The following is an 18,464-nucleotide window of genomic DNA, read 5'->3' as shown; positions in this document are numbered from 1 at the left end:
CCCATTGCCGGCAGCCCGGCCGCGCCTCACAATTTATCACCCGATTGGTACAATGCCGCAAACGCTCCGCACGGGACGTGCCTGTCACAGGTGAACGAATGAAACGAGACACAACGCCGACGCAGACCCCTGCCCCGGCCAAGACCGCAAAACGGCTGCTCCCCGAAGAGCGGGAGCAGCAGATCGTGCAGAAGGCCATCGAGCACTTCACGCGCAACGGATTCTCCGGCAGCACGCGCGATCTCGCCAAGCAGATTGGCGTCACCCAGCCCTTGCTGTACCGCTACTTCTCCAGCAAGGAGGCGCTGATCGACCGGGTCTACAGCGAAGTGTTCCAATGGCGGCCCGACTGGGAACGCCAGATCGCCGATCGCGCTACGCCGCTGACCGAACGGCTGTATGCGTTCTACCTCGACTATGCGTCCGTGATCCTGCGCGAGGAATGGATCCGGGTCTTCATCTTTGCCGGCCTCACGCGCGAAGGCATCAACAACAAGTACCTCAACAAGCTGCGCAGCAAGGTCTTCCTGCCCGTGCTGGCCGAAGTGCGCGCCGCGTACGGCATCCCGGAGCCGCGCAATGCGGCCGAGCTGGAGGCCGAGGTCGAGATGATCTGGGGCCTGCACGCGGCCATCTTCTATCTCGGCGTGCGCAAATGGGTCTATGGCCTCAAGGTGCCCGCGGACATCAACGCCGTGATCCGCCGCAAGGTAGACATGTTTCTCCACGGCGCGCCTGCCGTCATGCGTTCCCTGCGTGCGCCCGACAAGCCCGGCAACTGATCCCCCGCAGGGATAGACGACACCATTACCGCTGGAGCCTTACCTATGGACAAGCTGCTGGCATTGAAGCTGTTCGTCGAGACCGTCGACGCCAAGGGGTTCTCGTCCGCCGCGCGGCGGGTCAACCTGGCCACGTCATCGGTGACCCGTATGATGGACAGCCTGGAGGAGGAGCTGGGCACCGTGCTGCTGAACCGGTCGACACGGCAGGTAACGGTGTCCGAGGCCGGCGCGGCCTACTACCAGCGGGCGCGCAAGATCCTCGACGCGGTGGCGGAAGCCGATGCGCTGATCGCCGACCGTGGCGATACGCCGGTGGGCCAGCTTCGCGTGTCGCTGCCGGTGGCGTTCGGGCGCCGCTGCATCGCGCCGTTCCTCGGCAGCCTGATCGCGCAGTATCCAAAGCTGGAACTGGAAGTCACGCTGACCGACGAGATTGTCGACCTGCTTGGCGAACGCATCGATCTATCCATCCGCCTGGGCAGCGCCGCGTCGCTCGATGAAGTGGTGGCGCGTCAGATCGGCACGTTCCGGCGCAGGGTGGTGGCAAGTCCTGGCTATCTGCAGCAGCGCGGCATCCCCACCGCGCCGGCGGAGCTCGCCGGGCACGCGTGCCTGCGCTTCACGTACGGCGCGGGCCAGCAGATGTGGACCTTGCTGCGCGGCACCGAGGAAGTCCAGGTGCCCGTTCCGGGCACCTTCAAGAGCAACAACGCCGAAGTGCTACGCGAACTGGCGCTGGCCGACGGCGGCATCGCGCTGCTGCCCGACTGGCTGGTCGACGACGATATCCAGAGCGGGCGGCTGACCGCACTCCTGGAAGACTGGACCGTCAACCCCAACCGCGCCAGTTCGGCCATCACCGCGCTCTACCTGCCCAACCAGCGCGGCTCGCGGCGCATCGCCGCCTTCCTCGACTTTCTCTCGCGGATTCCCGGGCCGACCGGCCGGAACGAAGCGGGCGCCTGACGCGCCCTTCCGCTTTCCCTTGCCGCTTTCTCCTTTCCCCTTGCCGCCAGCGCAACGCAACGTTGCGCGGTGGCCCGATTCTCCGACGACGGGTTAGCACCTAACCTTCAGGTCATCTCTTTTCGAGACAGCCAGCGCGGCGCAAAGGCAAGCCTGCTGCCGCCGACCGACCCATCGCACCTGACGGAGAACCATCGTGACCCACCATCTCTTCACCCCCGTTCGCCTCGGCAACCATACCCTGGCGCATCGCGTTGCCATGGCGCCGCTGACGCGCTCGCGTGCCGGCCAGCCCGGCAACGTGCCCACCGGCATGAATGTCGAGTACTACCGGCAGCGTGCCGGCGCGGCGCTGATCGTCACCGAAGCCACGCAGATCTCGCAGCAGGGGCAGGGCTACGCCTGGACACCGGGCATCCATAGCGAGGCGCAAATCCAGGGATGGCAGGCGGTCAGCGACGCCGTGCATGGGCAAGGCGGCATCATCTTCATGCAACTGTGGCACGTCGGCCGCGTCTCGCACCCGGTATTCCAGCCCGGCGGCGCGCTGCCAGTGGCGCCCAGCGCCCTGCCCGTCCCCGGCAAGACCTTCATTATCGACGCGCAGGGCAACGGCGCCTGGGGCGACGTGCCTGTGCCACAGGCGCTGACCCTGGACGGCATCCACGATATCGTGTCCGACTACCGGCACGCCGCGCGCAACGCCATGGCTGCCGGCATGGACGGCGTGGAGATCCACGCCGGCAACGGCTACCTGCTCGACCAGTTCATCAACTCCAACAGCAACCAGCGCGACGACGCCTACGGTGGCAGCATCGAGAACAGGGCACGGCTGCTGCTGGAGGTGGTGGACGCGATCGCGGCGGAGGTGGGGCCCGCGCGCGTTGCCGTGCGGCTGACGCCCATGGGGCGCTTCATGGGCATGGGAGATGCATCGCCTGAAGAGACCTTCGGCTATATCGTGCGCCAGCTCGACACCCGGGGCCTGGCCTACCTGCACCTGGTGGAGCCGGCCATGGTCGGCACCGTCAAGGAGGAGCACGCCGATCCCCGCTGGGACGCGATCATCCGGCAACTGCGCGCGGCCTACCGCGGCGTGCTGATGCTGGCGGGCGGCTACGGCCGCGACAGCGCCGAACACGCGCTCGCCAGCGGCCGCGCCGACATCATCGCCTTCGGCCGCCCGTTCATCGCCAATCCCGATCTGCCCGCCCGGCTGCGCGGCGGCCTGCCCCTGAACGCGCCAGATGCCACGTCATTCTTCGGCGGCGGTGCCGGAGGCTACACCGATTACCCGGCCGCGGCGTGAATGCGGGTAGCCGGCAGGCGATCGGCGTGCTCGGCCGGGTCGAGCACCGCCCGCCGCGCCATCGCGCTAGCCCCCCCTCTCATACTTTGGTTTGGGCGTCACAGACCACTCGTCTGATTGTTGCCGGTCGACACGGCTCCTACCATGCGAGTTGAGCCGCGCCTTCCCGCCGCTGCCAGAGGTCCCGATGCATGGAATGCGCACCGCGGGCCTCTATCGACACAAGGATTCCCGCAATGAACCGGCATCGACTCCCGGCAGGCCAGGCATGAAACGCCGGCCCATCCTTCTCGCTGCGGCAGGGGCAGCGGCTGTTGCCCTGCTGGCTGCCGCCGGCATCATGTGGGAGCCGGCCATCGCGCCGATCGCCGCGCCCGCGCCGGCTTCCTTCGAGCGGGCGCTGACACTGGAGGGCGCCCGCGTGGTCGCGCTCGGCGACTGCGCGGTATGCCATACGGCCAAGGGCGGCCAGCCCTTCGCCGGCGGCCTGCCGCTGGTCACGCCGTTCGGCACCATCTACTCGACCAACATCACGCCCGATGCGCAAACCGGCATCGGCAACTGGTCGTTGGACGCCTTCATGCGTGCCATGCGGCGCGGCATCGCGCGCGACGGCCACCAGCTCTATCCGGCGTTTCCGTACATCCACTTCACCAGGATGTCGGACCGCGAGATCGAGGCGGCCTATGCCTACCTGATGCGGCGCGAGCCCGTAACTGCCAGGCCGCCCGCCAATGCACTGATCTTCCCGCTCAACTTCCGGCCCCTGGTCGCCTTCTGGAACGTGCTGTTCCTTCGACCCGGTGAAGCACAACACGATCCAGCGCAGGATGAAGCCTGGAACCGCGGCCGCCTGCTGGTGGACGGACTTGGCCACTGCGCCGCCTGCCACTCTCCGCTCAATGCGATCGGCGGGGAAAAACCGGGCCGCGCCTTCGCTGGCGGCGTGGTGGACAACTGGGAAGCGCCACCGCTGAATCGCCTGGCGGGCGGGCCCGTGCCCTGGACCAAGGCGCAGCTAAGCACATACCTGCGCACCGGCATCTCCGCGGCGCATGGCGCGGCAGCCGGGCCGATGCTGCCAGTCACGCTCGAACTGGCCACCGTGCCAGAGGCGGACGTCGATGCCATTGCGAGCTATCTGATGTCGCTGCGCAAGCCAGCATCCGCGCCCGCCGTGGTGCCGGTGTCGGCGGCCGTGACCGACCAGTCCGCCATCGCGCGCGGCGCGGCGCTCTTCACCGGAGCGTGCGCCGCCTGCCATGGTCCCGGCTCGCCAATGCAAAGCGTGGGGGCCCGGCCCAGCCTCGCCACCAGTTCCGCGGTCAACGCGAGCACGCCGCGCAACGCCATCCAGATGATGCTGCAAGGCGTGGCGTGGAACGGCGAGGACGCGATGCACTACATGCCAGCGTTCGCGCAAGCCTTCGACGACCAGCAACTTGCCGACCTGGCGGCCTACCTGCGCGCCACCTACACCCGGCAGCCGCCGTGGACCGGCGTGCAGGACACCATCGCCAACCTCAGGAAAGGGGACGAATCGAGATGATCAAGCTCACCGTCAACGGCGCCAGCCACGCGCTGGACATCGATCCGTCCACGCCGCTGCTCTATGCCCTGCGCGACGAGCTGCACCTACACGGCGCCAAGTTCGGCTGCGGCCTGGGCCAGTGCGGCGCCTGCACCGTCATCGTCGGCGACCGCGCGGTGTTTTCGTGCCTGATGCCGGTGGCATCGATCGGCGCCCGGCCGGTGCGCACCATCGAGAGCCTGGGCACCGCCGACAGGCCGGGGCCCTTGCAGAAGGCGTTCATCGACCACCAAGCGGCGCAATGCGGCTACTGCATCGCTGGCATGATCATGCGCGCGCAGGCCCTGCTGGAGGTCAACGCGCATCCCACCGAGGCCGAGCTGCGCGCGCACATGGAACCCAACCTGTGCCGGTGCGGCACCCATATGCGCATCCTGGCGGCCATCCGCGCCGTGGCCGGCACGCCTGGCGCCATGCGCCCGGGCGGGGTCAAGGCCGAGAGCAGCAATGAGGGGGCGCGATGAGCGGCCATGACGACCACATCGACCTGGGTCGCCGCACCTTCCTGGTCTCGGGTTCGCTGGTGGTGGGCTTCACGCTGCTGCCGGGACGCGAGGCCATGGCGCAGACCGTGCTGGCCGACGAGGGCGCGGCCGTGCAGATCGCGCGGCAATACCAGGCGCTGGCGGGCAGCCTGAAGACCAACCCCTATCTCGACGCCTGGATCAGGATCGCCCCCGACAACCAGGTCACGGTGTACACCGGCAAGGTCGAGCTGGGCACTGGTGTGCGCACCGCGCTGCTGCAGGTGGCAGCGGAAGAACTGCAGATGGCGCCCGCGCTGATCACCTTCCTGAGCGCCGATACCGGCCGTTCGCCGGACGAAGGGCTGACCGCCGGCAGCCACACCATGGCCGACAGCGGCAGCGCCCTGCTCAACGCGGCGGCCCAGGTGCGCGGGCTGCTGACCGACGCCGCCGCGCGGCAGCTGCGTGTCAATGCGGCGTCGCTGTCGGTCGGCAATGCGCGCATCACGGCCCCCGACGGGCGCTCACTGTCGTTCGGCGAACTGCTGCCTACGGTGAACCTGCACCGCGCGGCAACGCCCGCCTCGCCGCTGCGCGACCCCAAGTCGTTCTCCGTGATCGGCACGCCGATGCCTCGGCTGGACATTCCCGGCAAGGTCACCGGCAAGCCGAGCTATGTCCAGGACCTGGCCATGCCGGGCATGGTGCATGCGCGCGTGGTGCTGCCGCCTGCCTATGACGCTGCCCTGTTGTCGGTCGACGAGACCGCGGTCAAGTCCATGCCCGGCGTGATCGCCGTCGTGCGCGACGGCAACCTGCTCGGCGTGGTGGCCACGGGAGAATGGCAGGCGGTACTGGCTCAGCGCGCGCTCGGCGCCGCCTGCCGCTGGAGCAAGGGGCGCGCGCTGCCCCGCCCCGCCGACGTGATCGCGCAGCTCAAGCAGCTCGCCACGCAGCACATCGAGATCGCCAACACGCGGAGCGCTGTGCCGGCAGGCACCAGGACGCTGGCCGCCAGCTATTCCAAGCACTACCTGATGCACGGATCGATTGGCCCCTCGTGCGCCGTCGCGCAGATGCAGGACGGCGTACTGACCGTATGGACCCACTCCCAGGGCGTCTACCCGCTGCGCGACGGCCTGGCCGAGATGCTGTCGATGCCCAAGGACAAGCTGCGCTGCATCCACGTGGAAGGCTCGGGATGCTACGGGCACAACGGCGCCGACGACGCCGCCGCGCATGCCGCCTATCTGGCCCGCGCCCTGCCGGGAAAGCCGGTGCGCGTGCAATGGATGCGTGACCAGGAGAACCTGTGGGACCACTTCACGCCGGCCATGGTCACCGAGGTCCAGGCCTCGCTCGACGCCGGTGGCCATATCGTCGACTGGGACTACGCGCTGTGGAGCAGCTCGCATAACGAGCGCGTGGTCAACGCGGGCCGGCTGCTGCCCGCCACCCAGCTGGCCAGGCCCTTCGTCCCCGCGCCCTCGGTCCCGATGCTGCAGCCCGAAGGCGGCGGCGACCGCAACGCGATTCCGCTCTACAAGCTCCCGGCCTCGCACATCGTCAACCACTTCTCGCCGACCATGCCGCTGCGCACCTCGGCGATGCGCTCGCTGGGCGCGCACATGAACGTCTTCTCGATCGAGAGCTTCATGGACGAACTGGCCGCCGCGGCCAGCACCGACCCCGTGGCGTTCCGGCTGCGGCATCTGGAAGACCCGCGCGCGCGTGACGTGATCCAGCTTGCCGCCGCCAGGTTCGGCTGGCCCCGGCGCGGCCGCAAGCCCGGCCACGGCGTCGGCTTCGCGTTCGCCAGGTACAAGAACCTGATGGGCTATATGGCGATCGCGCTGGAGATCTCGGTGGTGCGCGACACGGGACTGGTGCGCCTGGAGCATGCGGAGGTGGCCGTCGATTGCGGGCAGATCGTCAATCCGGATGGCGTGCGCAACCAGATCGAGGGCGGCGTCCTGCAGGCCGCGAGCTGGACGCTTTACGAGCAGCTGCGCTTTGACACCGGCGGCATCGGCAGCTTCGATTGGAGTGCCTATCCGATCATGCGCTTCTCCGCCGTGCCCACCACCGTCAACGTGCACCTGATCGACCGCCCCGGCGCGCCGTTCCTCGGCGTGGCCGAAGCCGCGATGGGACCCACCGCGGGCGCCATCGGCAACGCCCTGTTCGATGCCACCGGCAAGCGCCTGCGCGACATGCCGCTGGGCGGCGAGCGGCTGCGCAGGGAAATCGCGCCGTAGCGCGCTGCGTGCCATGACCCCGGGCGCTGACCGGCGCCCGGCCCCTGAACCTCAACGCCATGACCATCATGCCCACCATGCCCACGTCCAGACCTTACCGCGCCATCGTGATCGGCGGCTCGCTCGGCGGGCTCTTTACCGCCATCTGCCTGCGCGCCATCGGCTGGGATGTCGATGTCTTCGAGCGCTCGCCGCAGCAGCTCGACAGCCGCGGCGGCGGGCTCGTGCTGCAGCCCGGCGTGCTCGACGCGCTGGCCTTCGCCGGAGTCGCGCACCCGCCAGAGTTCGGCGTGCCGTCGAAGGACCGCATCTTCCTGGACCGCAAGGGTGTGGTTCGCCGCATCGACATGCCGCAGACGCAAATCGCCTGGAACGGACTCTATGCGCTGATGAAAGGCGCGCTTGATCCGCGCATGATCCATGCGGGCGAGGAACTGGTCACGCTGGACCGCGAGGCCGATCATGTGACGGCCCGCTTTGCCTCGGGCCGCACTGAGCACGCGGATCTGCTGGTCGGCGCCGACGGACCGCTGTCGACGGTGCGGCAGCAACTGCTGCCCGGCGATGCGCCCGCCTATGCCGGCTATGTCGCCTGGCGCGGCGTGCTGCCCGAGGCAGCGCTGGGCGAGCAGGCCAGGTCGCTGCTGGTCGATGCCTTCGCCTTCCAGGACGAGCCGGGACACCAGATGCTGACCTACCTCATCCCCGGCGAGGACGGATCGGCCCGGCGCAACGAACGGCGCCTGAACTGGGTCTGGTACCGCGCGCTGCCCGCGGGAGAACCGCTGGCGGCCGTGCTGCTGGACCGCCATGGCCACCAGCACACGCATTCGCTGCCCCCGGGCGCGGTCAAGGATGCCGATGCCCAGGCGCTGCGGCTTGCTGCGGCGGACAGCCTCGCGCCCGTGTTCGCGGCACTGGTCGCATCGACCCCCGATCCCTTCCTGCAGCTGATCCAGGATTACGCAGCACCGCGCATGCGCTTTGGCCGCGCGGTGCTGCTAGGCGATGCCGCCTTCGTGGCGCGCCCACATACCGGCGCGGGCGCGGGCAAGGCGGCAGCCAATGCCGTGGCCCTGGCGCGCGCACTGCAGGCCGGCGGGGAGCGTATCGACGACGCACTCGTGGTGTGGGATCGAAGCCAGTGGGCCGATGACAAACGCCTGGCCCAGTGGGGCATCTCGCTCGGCCGGCGCATCATGGGCGTGATGCAGCCTGACTGACCGGCACGGCAGCGCGGCTCAGCGTGCCGGGACCAGTGCGATCGATTCATGCACGGTAGATGGCCCGCTCCTTGACGCTAAGGCTGCGCAAGATCTCTCGCTTGCCATAGACGCCATGCGGTCCATCGGCGCGCGCTTGCGCAGGTAGTAGATGCCGTCTCGGAGGGTGAGGTACATGCTCGCTCCCGGTCAGTCTGTGTCAGGTACACACGCGGGAGCAGCAGTGAAAGGGGGAGCAGTGAAACGGGGAGCAGTGAAACGGGGAGCACAAAAAACAAAACCCCGGAAGACCGCAATCTTCCGGGGTTCCGCCGCCATTACGATGTAGTGGCGGAGACGGAGGGATTCGAACCCTCGATCCAGGTTTTGGCCCGGATGCTCCCTTAGCAGGGGAGTGCCTTCGACCTCTCGGCCACGTCTCCCAAATCTGCCGTTGTGTGAGGGAGGCCACACAACGAAGCGCGTATTCTATCGGTCAGATTTCAATTGGTCAACGGTGATTCGATGACTAATTGAAAAAACTTGCACAGCCCGTTAGAAGCGCAGGCCGCGCGCGGCCTGCCTTGCATGGATCACGCCTGATCCAGCTCGAACACCTTATGCAGCGCGCGCACGGCGAGCTCCATGTACTTCTCGTCGATCAGCACCGAGATCTTGATTTCCGAGGTGGAGATCATCTGGATGTTGATGCCTTCTTCGGACAGCGTGCGGAACATCTTGCTGGCGATGCCGACGTGCGAGCGCATGCCCACGCCGACTACCGAGACCTTCGACACCTTCGGGTCGCCCGATACGCTGGCGGCGCCGATATGTGCCTTCACGCCATCGTTGAGGATGGCAAGCGCGCGCTGGTATTCGCCGCGCGGCACGGTGAAGGTGAAGTCGGTCTTGCCGTCGACGGACTGGTTCTGGATGATCATGTCGACGTCGATGTTGGCGTCGGCTACCGGGCCCAGGATCTGGTATGCGATGCCGGGCTTGTCGGGCACGCCCAGGACGGTGATCTTCGCCTCGTCACGGGCAAAGGCGATGCCGGAGATGACGGCTGCTTCCATTTCAGAATTTTCCTCAAAAGTGATCAGCGTGCCCGAGTGCATTTCTTGCTCGAGGGGCATCAGGGGATCGGTGAGCGACGACAGCACGCGGGTCTTCACGCGGTACTTGCCGGCGAATTCCACCGAACGGATCTGCAGCACCTTGGAGCCCAGGCTGGCCATTTCCAGCATTTCCTCGAAGGTGATCTGGTCCAGGCGGCGAGCGTCTTCGACCACGCGCGGATCGGTGGTGTAGACCCCGTCCACGTCGGTGTAGATCAGGCATTCCTCAGCCTCGATGGCGGCGGCGATCGCCACGGCCGAGGTATCGGAACCACCGCGGCCAAGCGTGGTGATGTTGCCGTTGTCGTCGATGCCCTGGAAGCCCGTGACCACCACCACGCGCCCGGCGTCGAGATCGGCCAGGATGCGCTCGTCATCGATGGACTCGATGCGGGCCTTGGTATGGGACGAGTCGGTCTTCACCGGCACTTGCCAGCCGGTGTAGCTGATCGCGTCGACGCCCTCGCTTTGCAGCGCAATCGCGAGCAACGCGGAACTGGCTTGCTCGCCGGTGGCGGCCAGCATATCCAGCTCGCGCGGGCTCGGCTGCGCCGAAATTTCCTTGGCGAGGCCAAGCAAGCGATTGGTCTCGCCTGACATGGCCGAAGGCACCACGACTACGCGGTGACCTGCACGATGCCATTTGGCAACGCGCTTGGCGACATTCTTGATGCGTTCCGGAGAACCCATCGAAGTGCCACCGTATTTGTGAACGATGAGAGCCATCTGTTTGTCGACACCAGCGATTGTGCAAACCCTTGAAAATACACGAAGGGGAGCCCCAAGGCAAGGTGTGGGCGGCTCGGACGACGGCCACGGCAAGTGGCGCGCGAGGAATATTGCGGGCGGAAAGCAGCCTGCCGAGGCTTATCCGATGGCTGCGCCCTGTCCGGGCGATGCAACCGGCTCGACCCACTCGACCCATTCGACACGCCAGCGCGGCGCGGCCGGTGCATCCGGCCAGCGCCGGTGCATGCCCAGGCCAGCCGCGAACACGAGCTGATCGCCCGACCACAACAGCGGCAGCCGCGCGCGCCGCGCCATCGGCACGCCAGCCTCCTGGTAAGCCTGCTTGAGCGCGCGCGCGGGCCCGCCCGGACGCAGCACGATGCGCTCGCCGCCTTGGCGCGCGGCGAGGCGCAGGGGCCGGCGCAGCGCTGCTTCCGGCAGGCCGAAGGTATCGTCGCGCGTAAAGCGCAGCTCACCCTGCCACGCAGGCACGGCCAGGCCTGCCTCGCCCTGCCAGTGCAGCGCCAGGTCTTCAGACTCGATGGCTGGCCCCGCGCGGCGGGCCAGCACACGGCCCCGGAAGCGGTGCAACATCAGGGTCTCGTGCTGGATGGCTGGCTCGCCGCCTTCATGCTCGATCAGTTGCGCGCGCATGGCGGACAGCCGCGCGGTGGACGGGGCCTGCGTGCCAAGCTCGCGCAGCCACAGGCGCAGCACGGCATCGGCCTCGGCCGGTGGTAGCGCGCGCAGCCCGGCAAGATCGAGTTCAGCCAGCGTGCTGGCATCGCGCGGCGTGCGCACCAGCCCCGCCATCCATTGCGTAGCCAGCGCGTCGAGCAATTCGCTGGCCTGCGCCAGGTGTGCGGCGGCTTGCGCCACATTGGCGCGCAACGCGGGAAACGCCGCGGCCAGCGCGGGCATATGCTGCCTCAGCGCGTTGCGGGCGAATCGGGAATCGTCATTGGAAGGGTCGTCGATCCAGGGGAGCGCATTCACGGCGCAGTACGCATCGATGTCGTCGCGGCCGACCTCGAGCCACGGGCGCAGCAAGACGATCTGCTGCCTTGCCCCGAGCCGGCGCAGGCGCGGCATGCCGCCAAGCCCGGCCAGCCCGGCGCCACGGAACAGGCGCAGCAGCACCGTCTCGACCTGGTCGTCCAGGTGATGGGCAAACAGCAGCAACTCCGCCCCGGCCTCGTCACACATGGCTTCGAGCGCAGCGTAGCGCGCGCGGCGCGCTGCCGCCTCCAGCCCTTCGCCCTGCCCCTGGCTGACCGAGACACGCTGGCTGTAGAACGGCAGTTGCCAGTCGGCGCACAGCGCCGCGCAGAACACGTCCCACTGGTCCGCCTCGGCCTGCAGGCCATGATGCACATGCAGCGCCACCACGCGCAGCGGCAGCGACGACGCCACCACCGCTGCACGCAGCGCGTGCAGCAGCGCGACCGAATCGCGTCCGCCGGAGAGTGCCACCGCCACCGTGCCCGCCCGTGCGCCGTCGCCAGAAACAACAAAGGCCGCACCGGCCTGAAGCGCCTGTGCGACCTTGTCGGTCAAGCCGGCGGACGGGTCAGCCCGGTGCGCCGGTTTCCTTGAACTTGCCATAGGCCAGCAGACGCTCGTTGCGACGCGCTTGCAGCTCCTTCACGCTCATGCCCTGGAACTGGCGCAGCGAATCCGCCAGCGAACGCTTGAGCATGGCGGCCATGCCCTTGACGTCGCGGTGCGCGCCGCCCAGCGGCTCGCTGACGATCTTGTCGATCAGGCTGAGCGCCTTGAGGCGGTGCGCGGTCAGGCCGAGGGCTTCGGCAGCTTCCGGCGCCTTCTCGGCGGTCTTCCACAGGATGGAAGCGCAGCCTTCCGGCGAGATCACGGCGTAGGTGGCAAATTGCAGCATCTGCACCACATCACCCACGGCAATCGCCAGCGCGCCGCCGGAGCCGCCTTCGCCGATGATGGTGGCGATCAGCGGCACCTTGAGGCCGGCCATCACGTAGAGATTGTGACCGATGGCTTCGGACTGGCCGCGCTCTTCCGCGTCGATGCCGGGGAATGCACCCGGCGTGTCAACGAAGGTGAAGATCGGCAGGCCGAACTTGTCGGCCAACTCCATCAGGCGCTTGGCCTTGCGGTAGCCCTCGGGCTTGGGCATGCCAAAGTTGCGCATCGCGCGCTCTTTGGTGTCGCGTCCCTTCTGGTGACCGATCACCATGCACGCCTGCCCGTTGAAGCGGGCCAGGCCGCCCACGATCGACAGATCGTCGGCAAAGCTGCGGTCGCCGTGCAGTTCGTGGAAGTCGGTGAAGATCTCCCGCACATAGTCCAGCGTGTACGGACGTTGCGGATGCCGGGCGATCTGTGCCACCTGCCATGGGGTCAGGTTGGCGTAGATGTCCTTGGTAAGCTGCTGGCTCTTGCCGGCCAGCCGCGAAATCTCTTCGGAGATATCGACAGCCGAATCGTCCTGCACAAATCGCAGTTCTTCGATCTTTGCCTCGAGTTCGGCAATCGGCTGCTCAAAATCTAGGAAGGTGGTTTTCATGAGACTCGCGTACCTGTCTGTGAAGGAGCGCATTCTACCGGAATTCGCCCACTAAACCGCAAGTCTGCGGATGCAGTCTCGCGCACTTCCATGCAAATTTTGCTGCCTTCCAGCCTAATACGTCACAGGCAGGGGATCAAGACTGCGCCACATGTACCAGGTGGCGACGGTGCGCCAGGGCTCCCAGTTGGCCGCCACCTCGCGCGCCTCGCTGCGCGTGACGGGCTCTCCACTGAAATAATTTGCCGAGATGGCGTTGATCAGGCCGACGTCATCGAGCGGCAGCACATTGGGCCGCATCAGGTTGAACATCAGGAACATTTCGGCGGTCCAGCGGCCAATGCCGCGGATCTGCGTCAGCTCCGCGATGACGGCTTCGTCATCCATCTCGGTCCAGCTATTCACATGCACGCGCCCTGCCTTGAAATGCTCGGCAAGGTCGACGATGTATTCCGCCTTGCGGCGCGACAGGCCGCAGGCGGCCAGGTTGTCGTGCCCCGCCTTGAGCATCTGCGCCGGCGTGAGCTTGGGACAAACCGCCACCAGCCGCTCCCACACTGTCTGCGCGGCCTTCACCGAGATCTGCTGGCCCACCACGGAGCGAGCCAGCGTGATGAACGGGTCGCCGCGCGAGATCAGGTGCGCGGGGCCGTAGGTGGGGATCATCTTGCGCAGGATGCGGTCGCGCTTCATCAGGTCGGCGCAGGCCTCGTCCCAATAAGCCGGACGCACGGCATCCACCACCGTTTCGACCGGCAGGGGCAGCGCCTCGGCTTCCGGCAGCACGGGCGCCTTGGCCGCGCGCGCGCCGATCTTGAGGGCGGGCTTGCCGTCCGCCTTGAGCACCGGGCCAGATGACTTGCCGGCAGCCTTGATAGCCGCTTTCACAGGCTTGGCGACGTTCGCCGCCGGGCTTGCCTTCTGCGGCTTTGGCGGCTTTGCAGGCAGCTTCGCGGGCGCCGGCGGCTTGGCCGCGGGCTTGGCCTTGGTGGTCGCAGCAGTCTTGGACGGCGCCGCGGGCGTCGCCGTCTTGCGCACGGCAGCGTTCAAGCGCGCCTCCACTCGGTAGCACCGCCGGGCTTGTCCTCGAGAACCACGCCGCCCGCCAGCAGCTCGGCACGGATGCGGTCGGCTTCGGCAAAATTGCGCTCGGCCTTGGCCTGCTTGCGCGCCGCGATCAGCCCCTCGATCTGCTCCGGCTCCAGGCCATCGGCCGGCTTGCCGCCTTGCAGGAACGCATGGGCGTCGCGCCCGAGCAGGCCCAGCGTGGCGGCCAGGCCCTTGAGCTGGCGCGCCATCGCGCTGGAGCCGGTGCGATTGACTTCACCGGCCAGGTCGAACAGCACGGCCATGGCGATCGGCGTATTGAAGTCATCGCCCATTGCGTCGATAAAGCGCCGCGCATGCGCCTCTTCCCAGTCCAGCGGCAGGACATCGGGCTGCACGTCCTTGAGCGCCGTGTACAGGCGCGTCAGCGAGTGACGGGCGTCTTCCAGGTGGACATTGCTGTAGTGCAGCGGGCTGCGGTAGTGCGCGCGCAGGATGAAGAAGCGCACCACCTCGGCGTCGTACTCCTTGAGCACATCGCGGATGGTGAAGAAGTTGCCGAGCGACTTCGACATCTTCTCGTCGTTGATGCGCACGAAGCCGTTGTGCATCCACAGGTTGACGAACGTCTTGCCGCTGGCGCCCTCGGACTGTGCGATCTCGTTCTCGTGGTGCGGGAACTGCAGGTCGGCGCCGCCGCCGTGGATGTCGAAATGCTCGCCCAGCAAGGCGCAGCTCATCGCCGAGCACTCGATATGCCAGCCCGGGCGGCCCGAGCCCCACTTGGAATCCCACTTGCTTTCGGCGGGCTCGCTTTCCTTGGCGGACTTCCACAGGACGAAGTCGAGCGGATCGTGCTTGGCTTCGTTGGTGGCCACGCGCTCGCCGGCGCGCAGGTCCTCCAGCGACTTGCCCGACAGGCGGCCGTAGTTGGGAAACTTGCGCACGGCGTAGTTCACGTCGCCATCGCTGGCGTGGTAGGCCAGGCCGCGGGCTTCGAGCTTGCTGATGATGTCGAGCATCTGCGGCACGTAGTCGGTGGCGCGCGGCTCATGGTCCGGGCGCTGGATGCCGAGTGCGTCGGCGTCTTCGTGCATGTAGCGGATGAAGCGGTCAGTCAGCGCGCCGATGGTCTCGCCATTCTCCGCGGCGCGGCGAATGATCTTGTCATCGATGTCGGTGATGTTCTGTACATACGTCACGTCGTAGCCGGCGGTGCGCAGCCAGCGCTGCACCATGTCGAATACCACCATCACGCGCGCATGGCCGACGTGGCAATAGTCGTACACCGTCATGCCGCAGACATACATGCGTACACGGCCGGGTTCGATTGGCACGAAAGGCTGCTTTTCACGCGCGAGCGTGTTGTAGATATTCAGAGGATGCATGAAACGAGGTGAATGAGGGATTGGCGCCATTGTCGCGCCATTCGCGAGACCGGCAACTTGGCGCCAACGCAAAGCCTGGCGCGACCCATATCTTACCGGAAGCGCCCGAGCGCGGCAGGTCGTCGCCCGCCTTGCACCGCACCACGGACAAGCCGGCTCGGGCCGGGCCAGCGCAGGCCGGCGCGCCGATACCCGGGCCGGCATGGCCGCGCTTTGCTAGAATGCCGCGGAGTATAACGGACCGCCCATACATGAGCCTGTTCCTGCCCACCATAGCAACCGTGTCATCCCAGCCCGCGCGCCAACGCATTGCGGCCGCCTCATTCGCCCTGGCGGCGATCCTGGCAGGCCTGCTTGCCATAGCGGGGCCTGCGCGAGCGCAGAACGGTCCGCTATCGCTCGCGGTGCCGGCCACGACGCCAGGCGGCGTGCGCTCGGCCGACCCTGGCATGGCGGACGCCGAGAAGGCGGCAGCGCAGAAGAAATATGGCGAGGCCATCGACCGCTTCGACCGCGTGCTGGCCACCAACCCGCGCAATGCCCAGGCCCGCTTCGAGCGGGCATGGGCCCTGGCCCAGGCCGGGCGCGAGGACGAGGCCATCGCGGCGTTGCAATCCATGGCCCAGGACTTCCCTGAGTTGCCCGAGCCGCACAACAACCTGGCGCTGCTGTACGCCAAGCGCGGGGACTTGAAGCGCGCCGAAGCGGAATTGCTGATCGCGATCGATGTCAAACCTGATTTCGCCGTGGGCTATGCCAACCTTGGCGACGTCTACCGCCGCCTGGCCGAGAATGCCTACCGCAACGCGCTGCGGCGCAATCCCAAGGATGCGGGCGCCGCTGCCGGCCTGAAGCAACTGCAGCCTGTCGCGGCCATCCAGCCGCCGGCCGACGGCACCCGAAAGCCAGGCACGGCCGCCAGCGAGCCAGCCACGGCGCCCAAGCCTTAATTACCTTGCCCAACGGGCCGGACCGCTACCCTGCCCGGCCCTATCGTTTCCCCGATCCACGGAGTCAAGCATGATCTTTTCGCGTCGCCTAGTCCTTGCCGGCATCGCCGCCGCGATGGCGCTCTCGCCGCTGGCCGCACAGGCACAGCAGACGAAAACCGAACGGGTGCAGTTCGTCACCAGCGCCGGCAAGTTCACGCTCGAGGTCTATCCGGACGCCGCGCCCAAGACTGTCGCGAACTTCATGGAGTACGTGAAGAGCGGCTTCTATAGCGGTACCATCTTCCACCGCGTGATCAATGGCTTCATGGTGCAAGGCGGCGGCTTCGACCGCGACATGAAGCAAAAGCCCACGCGCGCGGCGATCCCGCTGGAAGCCCAGAACGGGCTGAAGAACAAGGCCGGCACGGTGGCCATGGCGCGCACCAGCGATCCGAACTCCGCCACCGCCCAGTTCTTCATCAATGTGGTGGATAATTCCAGTCTCGACTATCCGTCGCCGGACGGTAACGGCTATGCCGTGTTCGGCAAGGTGGTGGAAGGCATGGATACCGTCGACAAGATGAAGAACGCGCCCACCACCTCGTATGGCCCGATGCGTAATGTGCCGGCCACGCCGATCGTGATCGAGTCGGCTACTGTCGTCAAATAACCGCCGAACAAACACCGAACAAAGGAACGCAAATGTCCAAGGTAGAGCTCCACACCAACCAGGGTGTCATCACCATCGAACTCGACGCCGAAAAGGCACCGAAGTCGGTTGAGAACTTCCTGTCGTATGTGCGCAAGGGTCACTACGACAACACCATTTTTCACCGCGTGATCAAGAATTTCATGATCCAGGGCGGCGGCTTCGAACCCGGCATGAAGCAAAAGGGCACCGATGCCCCGATCGAGAACGAAGCCGGCAACGGCCTGAAGAACGATCGCTACACGGTTGCCATGGCGCGTACCAACGCACCGCACTCGGCCACCGCGCAGTTCTTCATCAACGCGGTCGACAATGACTTCCTGAACTTCACCTCGCCGACCCCGCAAGGCTTCGGCTACGCCGTGTTCGGCAAGGTGACCGACGGCACCGACGTGGTCGAGAAGATCAAGGGCGTGCGTACCGGCAGCGCTGGCTTCCACCAGGACGTGCCGCTCGAGGACGTGGTCATCGAAAAGGCCGTAGTGGTCGAATAAGCCACGGGCCATCACCGGGACACGTTCCACCGAGCCCCGCGGGGTCGCACCATGAAGTCAGGCCAGCATCTCTTTCCAACCGCATGACTGTGACCCCATCCACGCCGGCCGCCGGTGCCCTCGCGGTGCCAGCGCCGGCGTGGTTCATTTCCGACCTGCATCTCACCCCCGGCATGCCGCGCACGCTGGCCGCCTTCGAGCACGTGCTCGAACGCGCGGCGCAAGAGGCGCGCGCCCTGTTCATCCTGGGTGATTTTTTCGAATTCTGGGTTGGCGACGAAGAAACCGACAGCCCCTTCGCGGCGCAGGTGGCCGCCAGGTTGCGCCAGCTTGCCGGACGCGGCGTCCAGGTCTACCTGATGCACGGCAACCGCGACTTCCTGCTGGGGCAGCGCTTTGCGCGCGCCGCGGGCGCCACCTTGCTGCCCGACCCCACCGTGATCGACTGCGCCGGCCAGCGCGTGGTGCTCAGCCACGGTGACATGCTGTGCACCGACGATGAGCGCTATATGCGGTTTCGCCACTGGACCCGCAAGCGCTGGGTACAGCGGGTATTCCTGTCGCTGCCGTTGGCGCTGCGGCTGCGCGTGGCGCGCCGCCTGCGCGCCGATAGCGAAGCGGGCCGCACGCAGGCCCGCCGCGACGCACCGCCAGACTACGGCGACACCACGCCGCAAGCCGTGGCCGCGCTATTGCGCGCCAGCCAGGCGCCGGCCCTGGTGCATGGCCATACGCACCGCCCCGCCCGGCACGAAAGCCCGGAAGGCGTGCGCTGGGTGCTGACCGACTGGGACCTCGACGGCAAGCGGCCGCGCGCCGCCGTGCTGCAACTCGACGCGGGCGGATTCAACGTGCTGCCGCAAGTAAGCTGACGCAAATAAGCTGACGCCGAATCCCCCTCTACGCTTCATCGACCTTCTGCATCAA

Annotated in this window: 16 protein-coding genes and 1 tRNA gene; 11 read left to right on the top strand and 6 right to left on the bottom strand. The window is 67.1% G+C overall.

Annotated features, from left to right (window positions below; translation table 11 throughout):
* Positions 1-98 precede the first annotated feature (98 nt).
* From AC1Q7Q_RS02265 to AC1Q7Q_RS02235, 7 genes are all read left to right on the top strand, one after another.
* Positions 99-782, top strand: a complete 684-nt coding sequence (locus AC1Q7Q_RS02265) for a TetR/AcrR family transcriptional regulator (RefSeq protein ID WP_492372638.1) — start codon at positions 99-101, stop codon at positions 780-782.
* A gap of 45 nt (positions 783-827) precedes the next feature.
* Positions 828-1,751, top strand: coding sequence for a LysR family transcriptional regulator (locus AC1Q7Q_RS02260; RefSeq protein ID WP_492372639.1), 924 nt, complete (start codon positions 828-830; stop codon positions 1,749-1,751).
* 196 nt (positions 1,752-1,947) lie between these two features.
* The gene (locus AC1Q7Q_RS02255; protein ID WP_492372640.1) at positions 1,948-3,060 is read left to right on the top strand and encodes an alkene reductase; all 1,113 of its coding nucleotides are present in this window, start codon (positions 1,948-1,950) and stop codon (positions 3,058-3,060) included.
* A gap of 268 nt (positions 3,061-3,328) precedes the next feature.
* Positions 3,329-4,609, top strand: a complete 1,281-nt coding sequence (locus AC1Q7Q_RS02250) for a c-type cytochrome (protein ID WP_492372641.1) — start codon at positions 3,329-3,331, stop codon at positions 4,607-4,609.
* Complete coding sequence (locus AC1Q7Q_RS02245; protein ID WP_492372642.1) at positions 4,606-5,115, top strand: (2Fe-2S)-binding protein; 510 nt, start codon at positions 4,606-4,608, stop codon at positions 5,113-5,115. Before AC1Q7Q_RS02250 ends, AC1Q7Q_RS02245 begins: the two co-directional genes overlap by 4 nt.
* Positions 5,112-7,376, top strand: coding sequence for a xanthine dehydrogenase family protein molybdopterin-binding subunit (locus AC1Q7Q_RS02240; RefSeq protein ID WP_492372643.1), 2,265 nt, complete (start codon positions 5,112-5,114; stop codon positions 7,374-7,376). Before AC1Q7Q_RS02245 ends, AC1Q7Q_RS02240 begins: the two co-directional genes overlap by 4 nt.
* Before the next feature lie 59 nt (positions 7,377-7,435).
* The gene (locus AC1Q7Q_RS02235; protein WP_492372644.1) at positions 7,436-8,599 is read left to right on the top strand and encodes an FAD binding domain-containing protein; all 1,164 of its coding nucleotides are present in this window, start codon (positions 7,436-7,438) and stop codon (positions 8,597-8,599) included.
* A gap of 328 nt (positions 8,600-8,927) precedes the next feature.
* Here AC1Q7Q_RS02235 and AC1Q7Q_RS02230 read toward each other — a convergent pair.
* From AC1Q7Q_RS02230 to cysS, 6 genes are all read right to left on the bottom strand, one after another.
* Positions 8,928-9,021: transfer RNA gene (locus AC1Q7Q_RS02230), tRNA-Ser, on the bottom strand.
* A 150-nt stretch (positions 9,022-9,171) separates the two neighbouring features.
* Positions 9,172-10,422, bottom strand: a complete 1,251-nt coding sequence (locus AC1Q7Q_RS02225; RefSeq protein ID WP_174422792.1) for an aspartate kinase — start codon at positions 10,420-10,422, stop codon at positions 9,172-9,174.
* Positions 10,423-10,563: 141 nt separating this feature from the next.
* A complete protein-coding gene (gene tilS / locus AC1Q7Q_RS02220) occupies positions 10,564-12,030 on the bottom strand; it encodes a tRNA lysidine(34) synthetase TilS (protein WP_492372645.1) in 1,467 nt (488 codons plus the stop codon).
* Positions 11,996-12,967: an acetyl-CoA carboxylase carboxyltransferase subunit alpha gene (locus AC1Q7Q_RS02215; protein WP_253932783.1), complete on the bottom strand. Its 972-nt coding sequence runs from the start codon at positions 12,965-12,967 to the stop codon at positions 11,996-11,998. The genes tilS and AC1Q7Q_RS02215 overlap by 35 nt, the downstream gene beginning before the upstream one ends.
* Positions 12,968-13,081: 114 nt before the next feature.
* Complete coding sequence (locus AC1Q7Q_RS02210) at positions 13,082-14,029, bottom strand: DNA-3-methyladenine glycosylase family protein (protein WP_492372646.1); 948 nt, start codon at positions 14,027-14,029, stop codon at positions 13,082-13,084.
* A complete protein-coding gene (gene cysS, locus AC1Q7Q_RS02205; protein ID WP_492372647.1) occupies positions 14,014-15,402 on the bottom strand; it encodes a cysteine--tRNA ligase in 1,389 nt (462 codons plus the stop codon). The genes AC1Q7Q_RS02210 and cysS overlap by 16 nt, the downstream gene beginning before the upstream one ends.
* Positions 15,403-15,653: 251 nt before the next feature.
* Between cysS and AC1Q7Q_RS02200 the strand changes: the two genes are divergently transcribed.
* The 4 genes from AC1Q7Q_RS02200 to AC1Q7Q_RS02185 all read left to right on the top strand — a co-directional run bounded on the left by AC1Q7Q_RS02200 (position 15,654) and on the right by AC1Q7Q_RS02185 (position 18,409).
* Positions 15,654-16,352: a tetratricopeptide repeat protein gene (locus AC1Q7Q_RS02200; RefSeq protein WP_492372648.1), complete on the top strand. Its 699-nt coding sequence runs from the start codon at positions 15,654-15,656 to the stop codon at positions 16,350-16,352.
* Between the two features lie 70 nt (positions 16,353-16,422).
* Complete coding sequence (locus tag AC1Q7Q_RS02195; protein ID WP_492372649.1) at positions 16,423-17,004, top strand: peptidylprolyl isomerase; 582 nt, start codon at positions 16,423-16,425, stop codon at positions 17,002-17,004.
* A gap of 32 nt (positions 17,005-17,036) precedes the next feature.
* Complete coding sequence (locus AC1Q7Q_RS02190) at positions 17,037-17,537, top strand: peptidylprolyl isomerase (protein WP_150983882.1); 501 nt, start codon at positions 17,037-17,039, stop codon at positions 17,535-17,537.
* 83 nt (positions 17,538-17,620) lie between these two features.
* Positions 17,621-18,409: a UDP-2,3-diacylglucosamine diphosphatase gene (locus AC1Q7Q_RS02185; protein ID WP_492372650.1), complete on the top strand. Its 789-nt coding sequence runs from the start codon at positions 17,621-17,623 to the stop codon at positions 18,407-18,409.
* Positions 18,410-18,464: the final 55 nt, after the last annotated feature.

It is taken from the genome of Cupriavidus sp. GW823-FHT07A04 (assembly GCF_058794615.1).
Note: the sequence above shows the minus strand (reverse complement) of the source record. Positions and strands in the feature narration are given on the sequence as shown.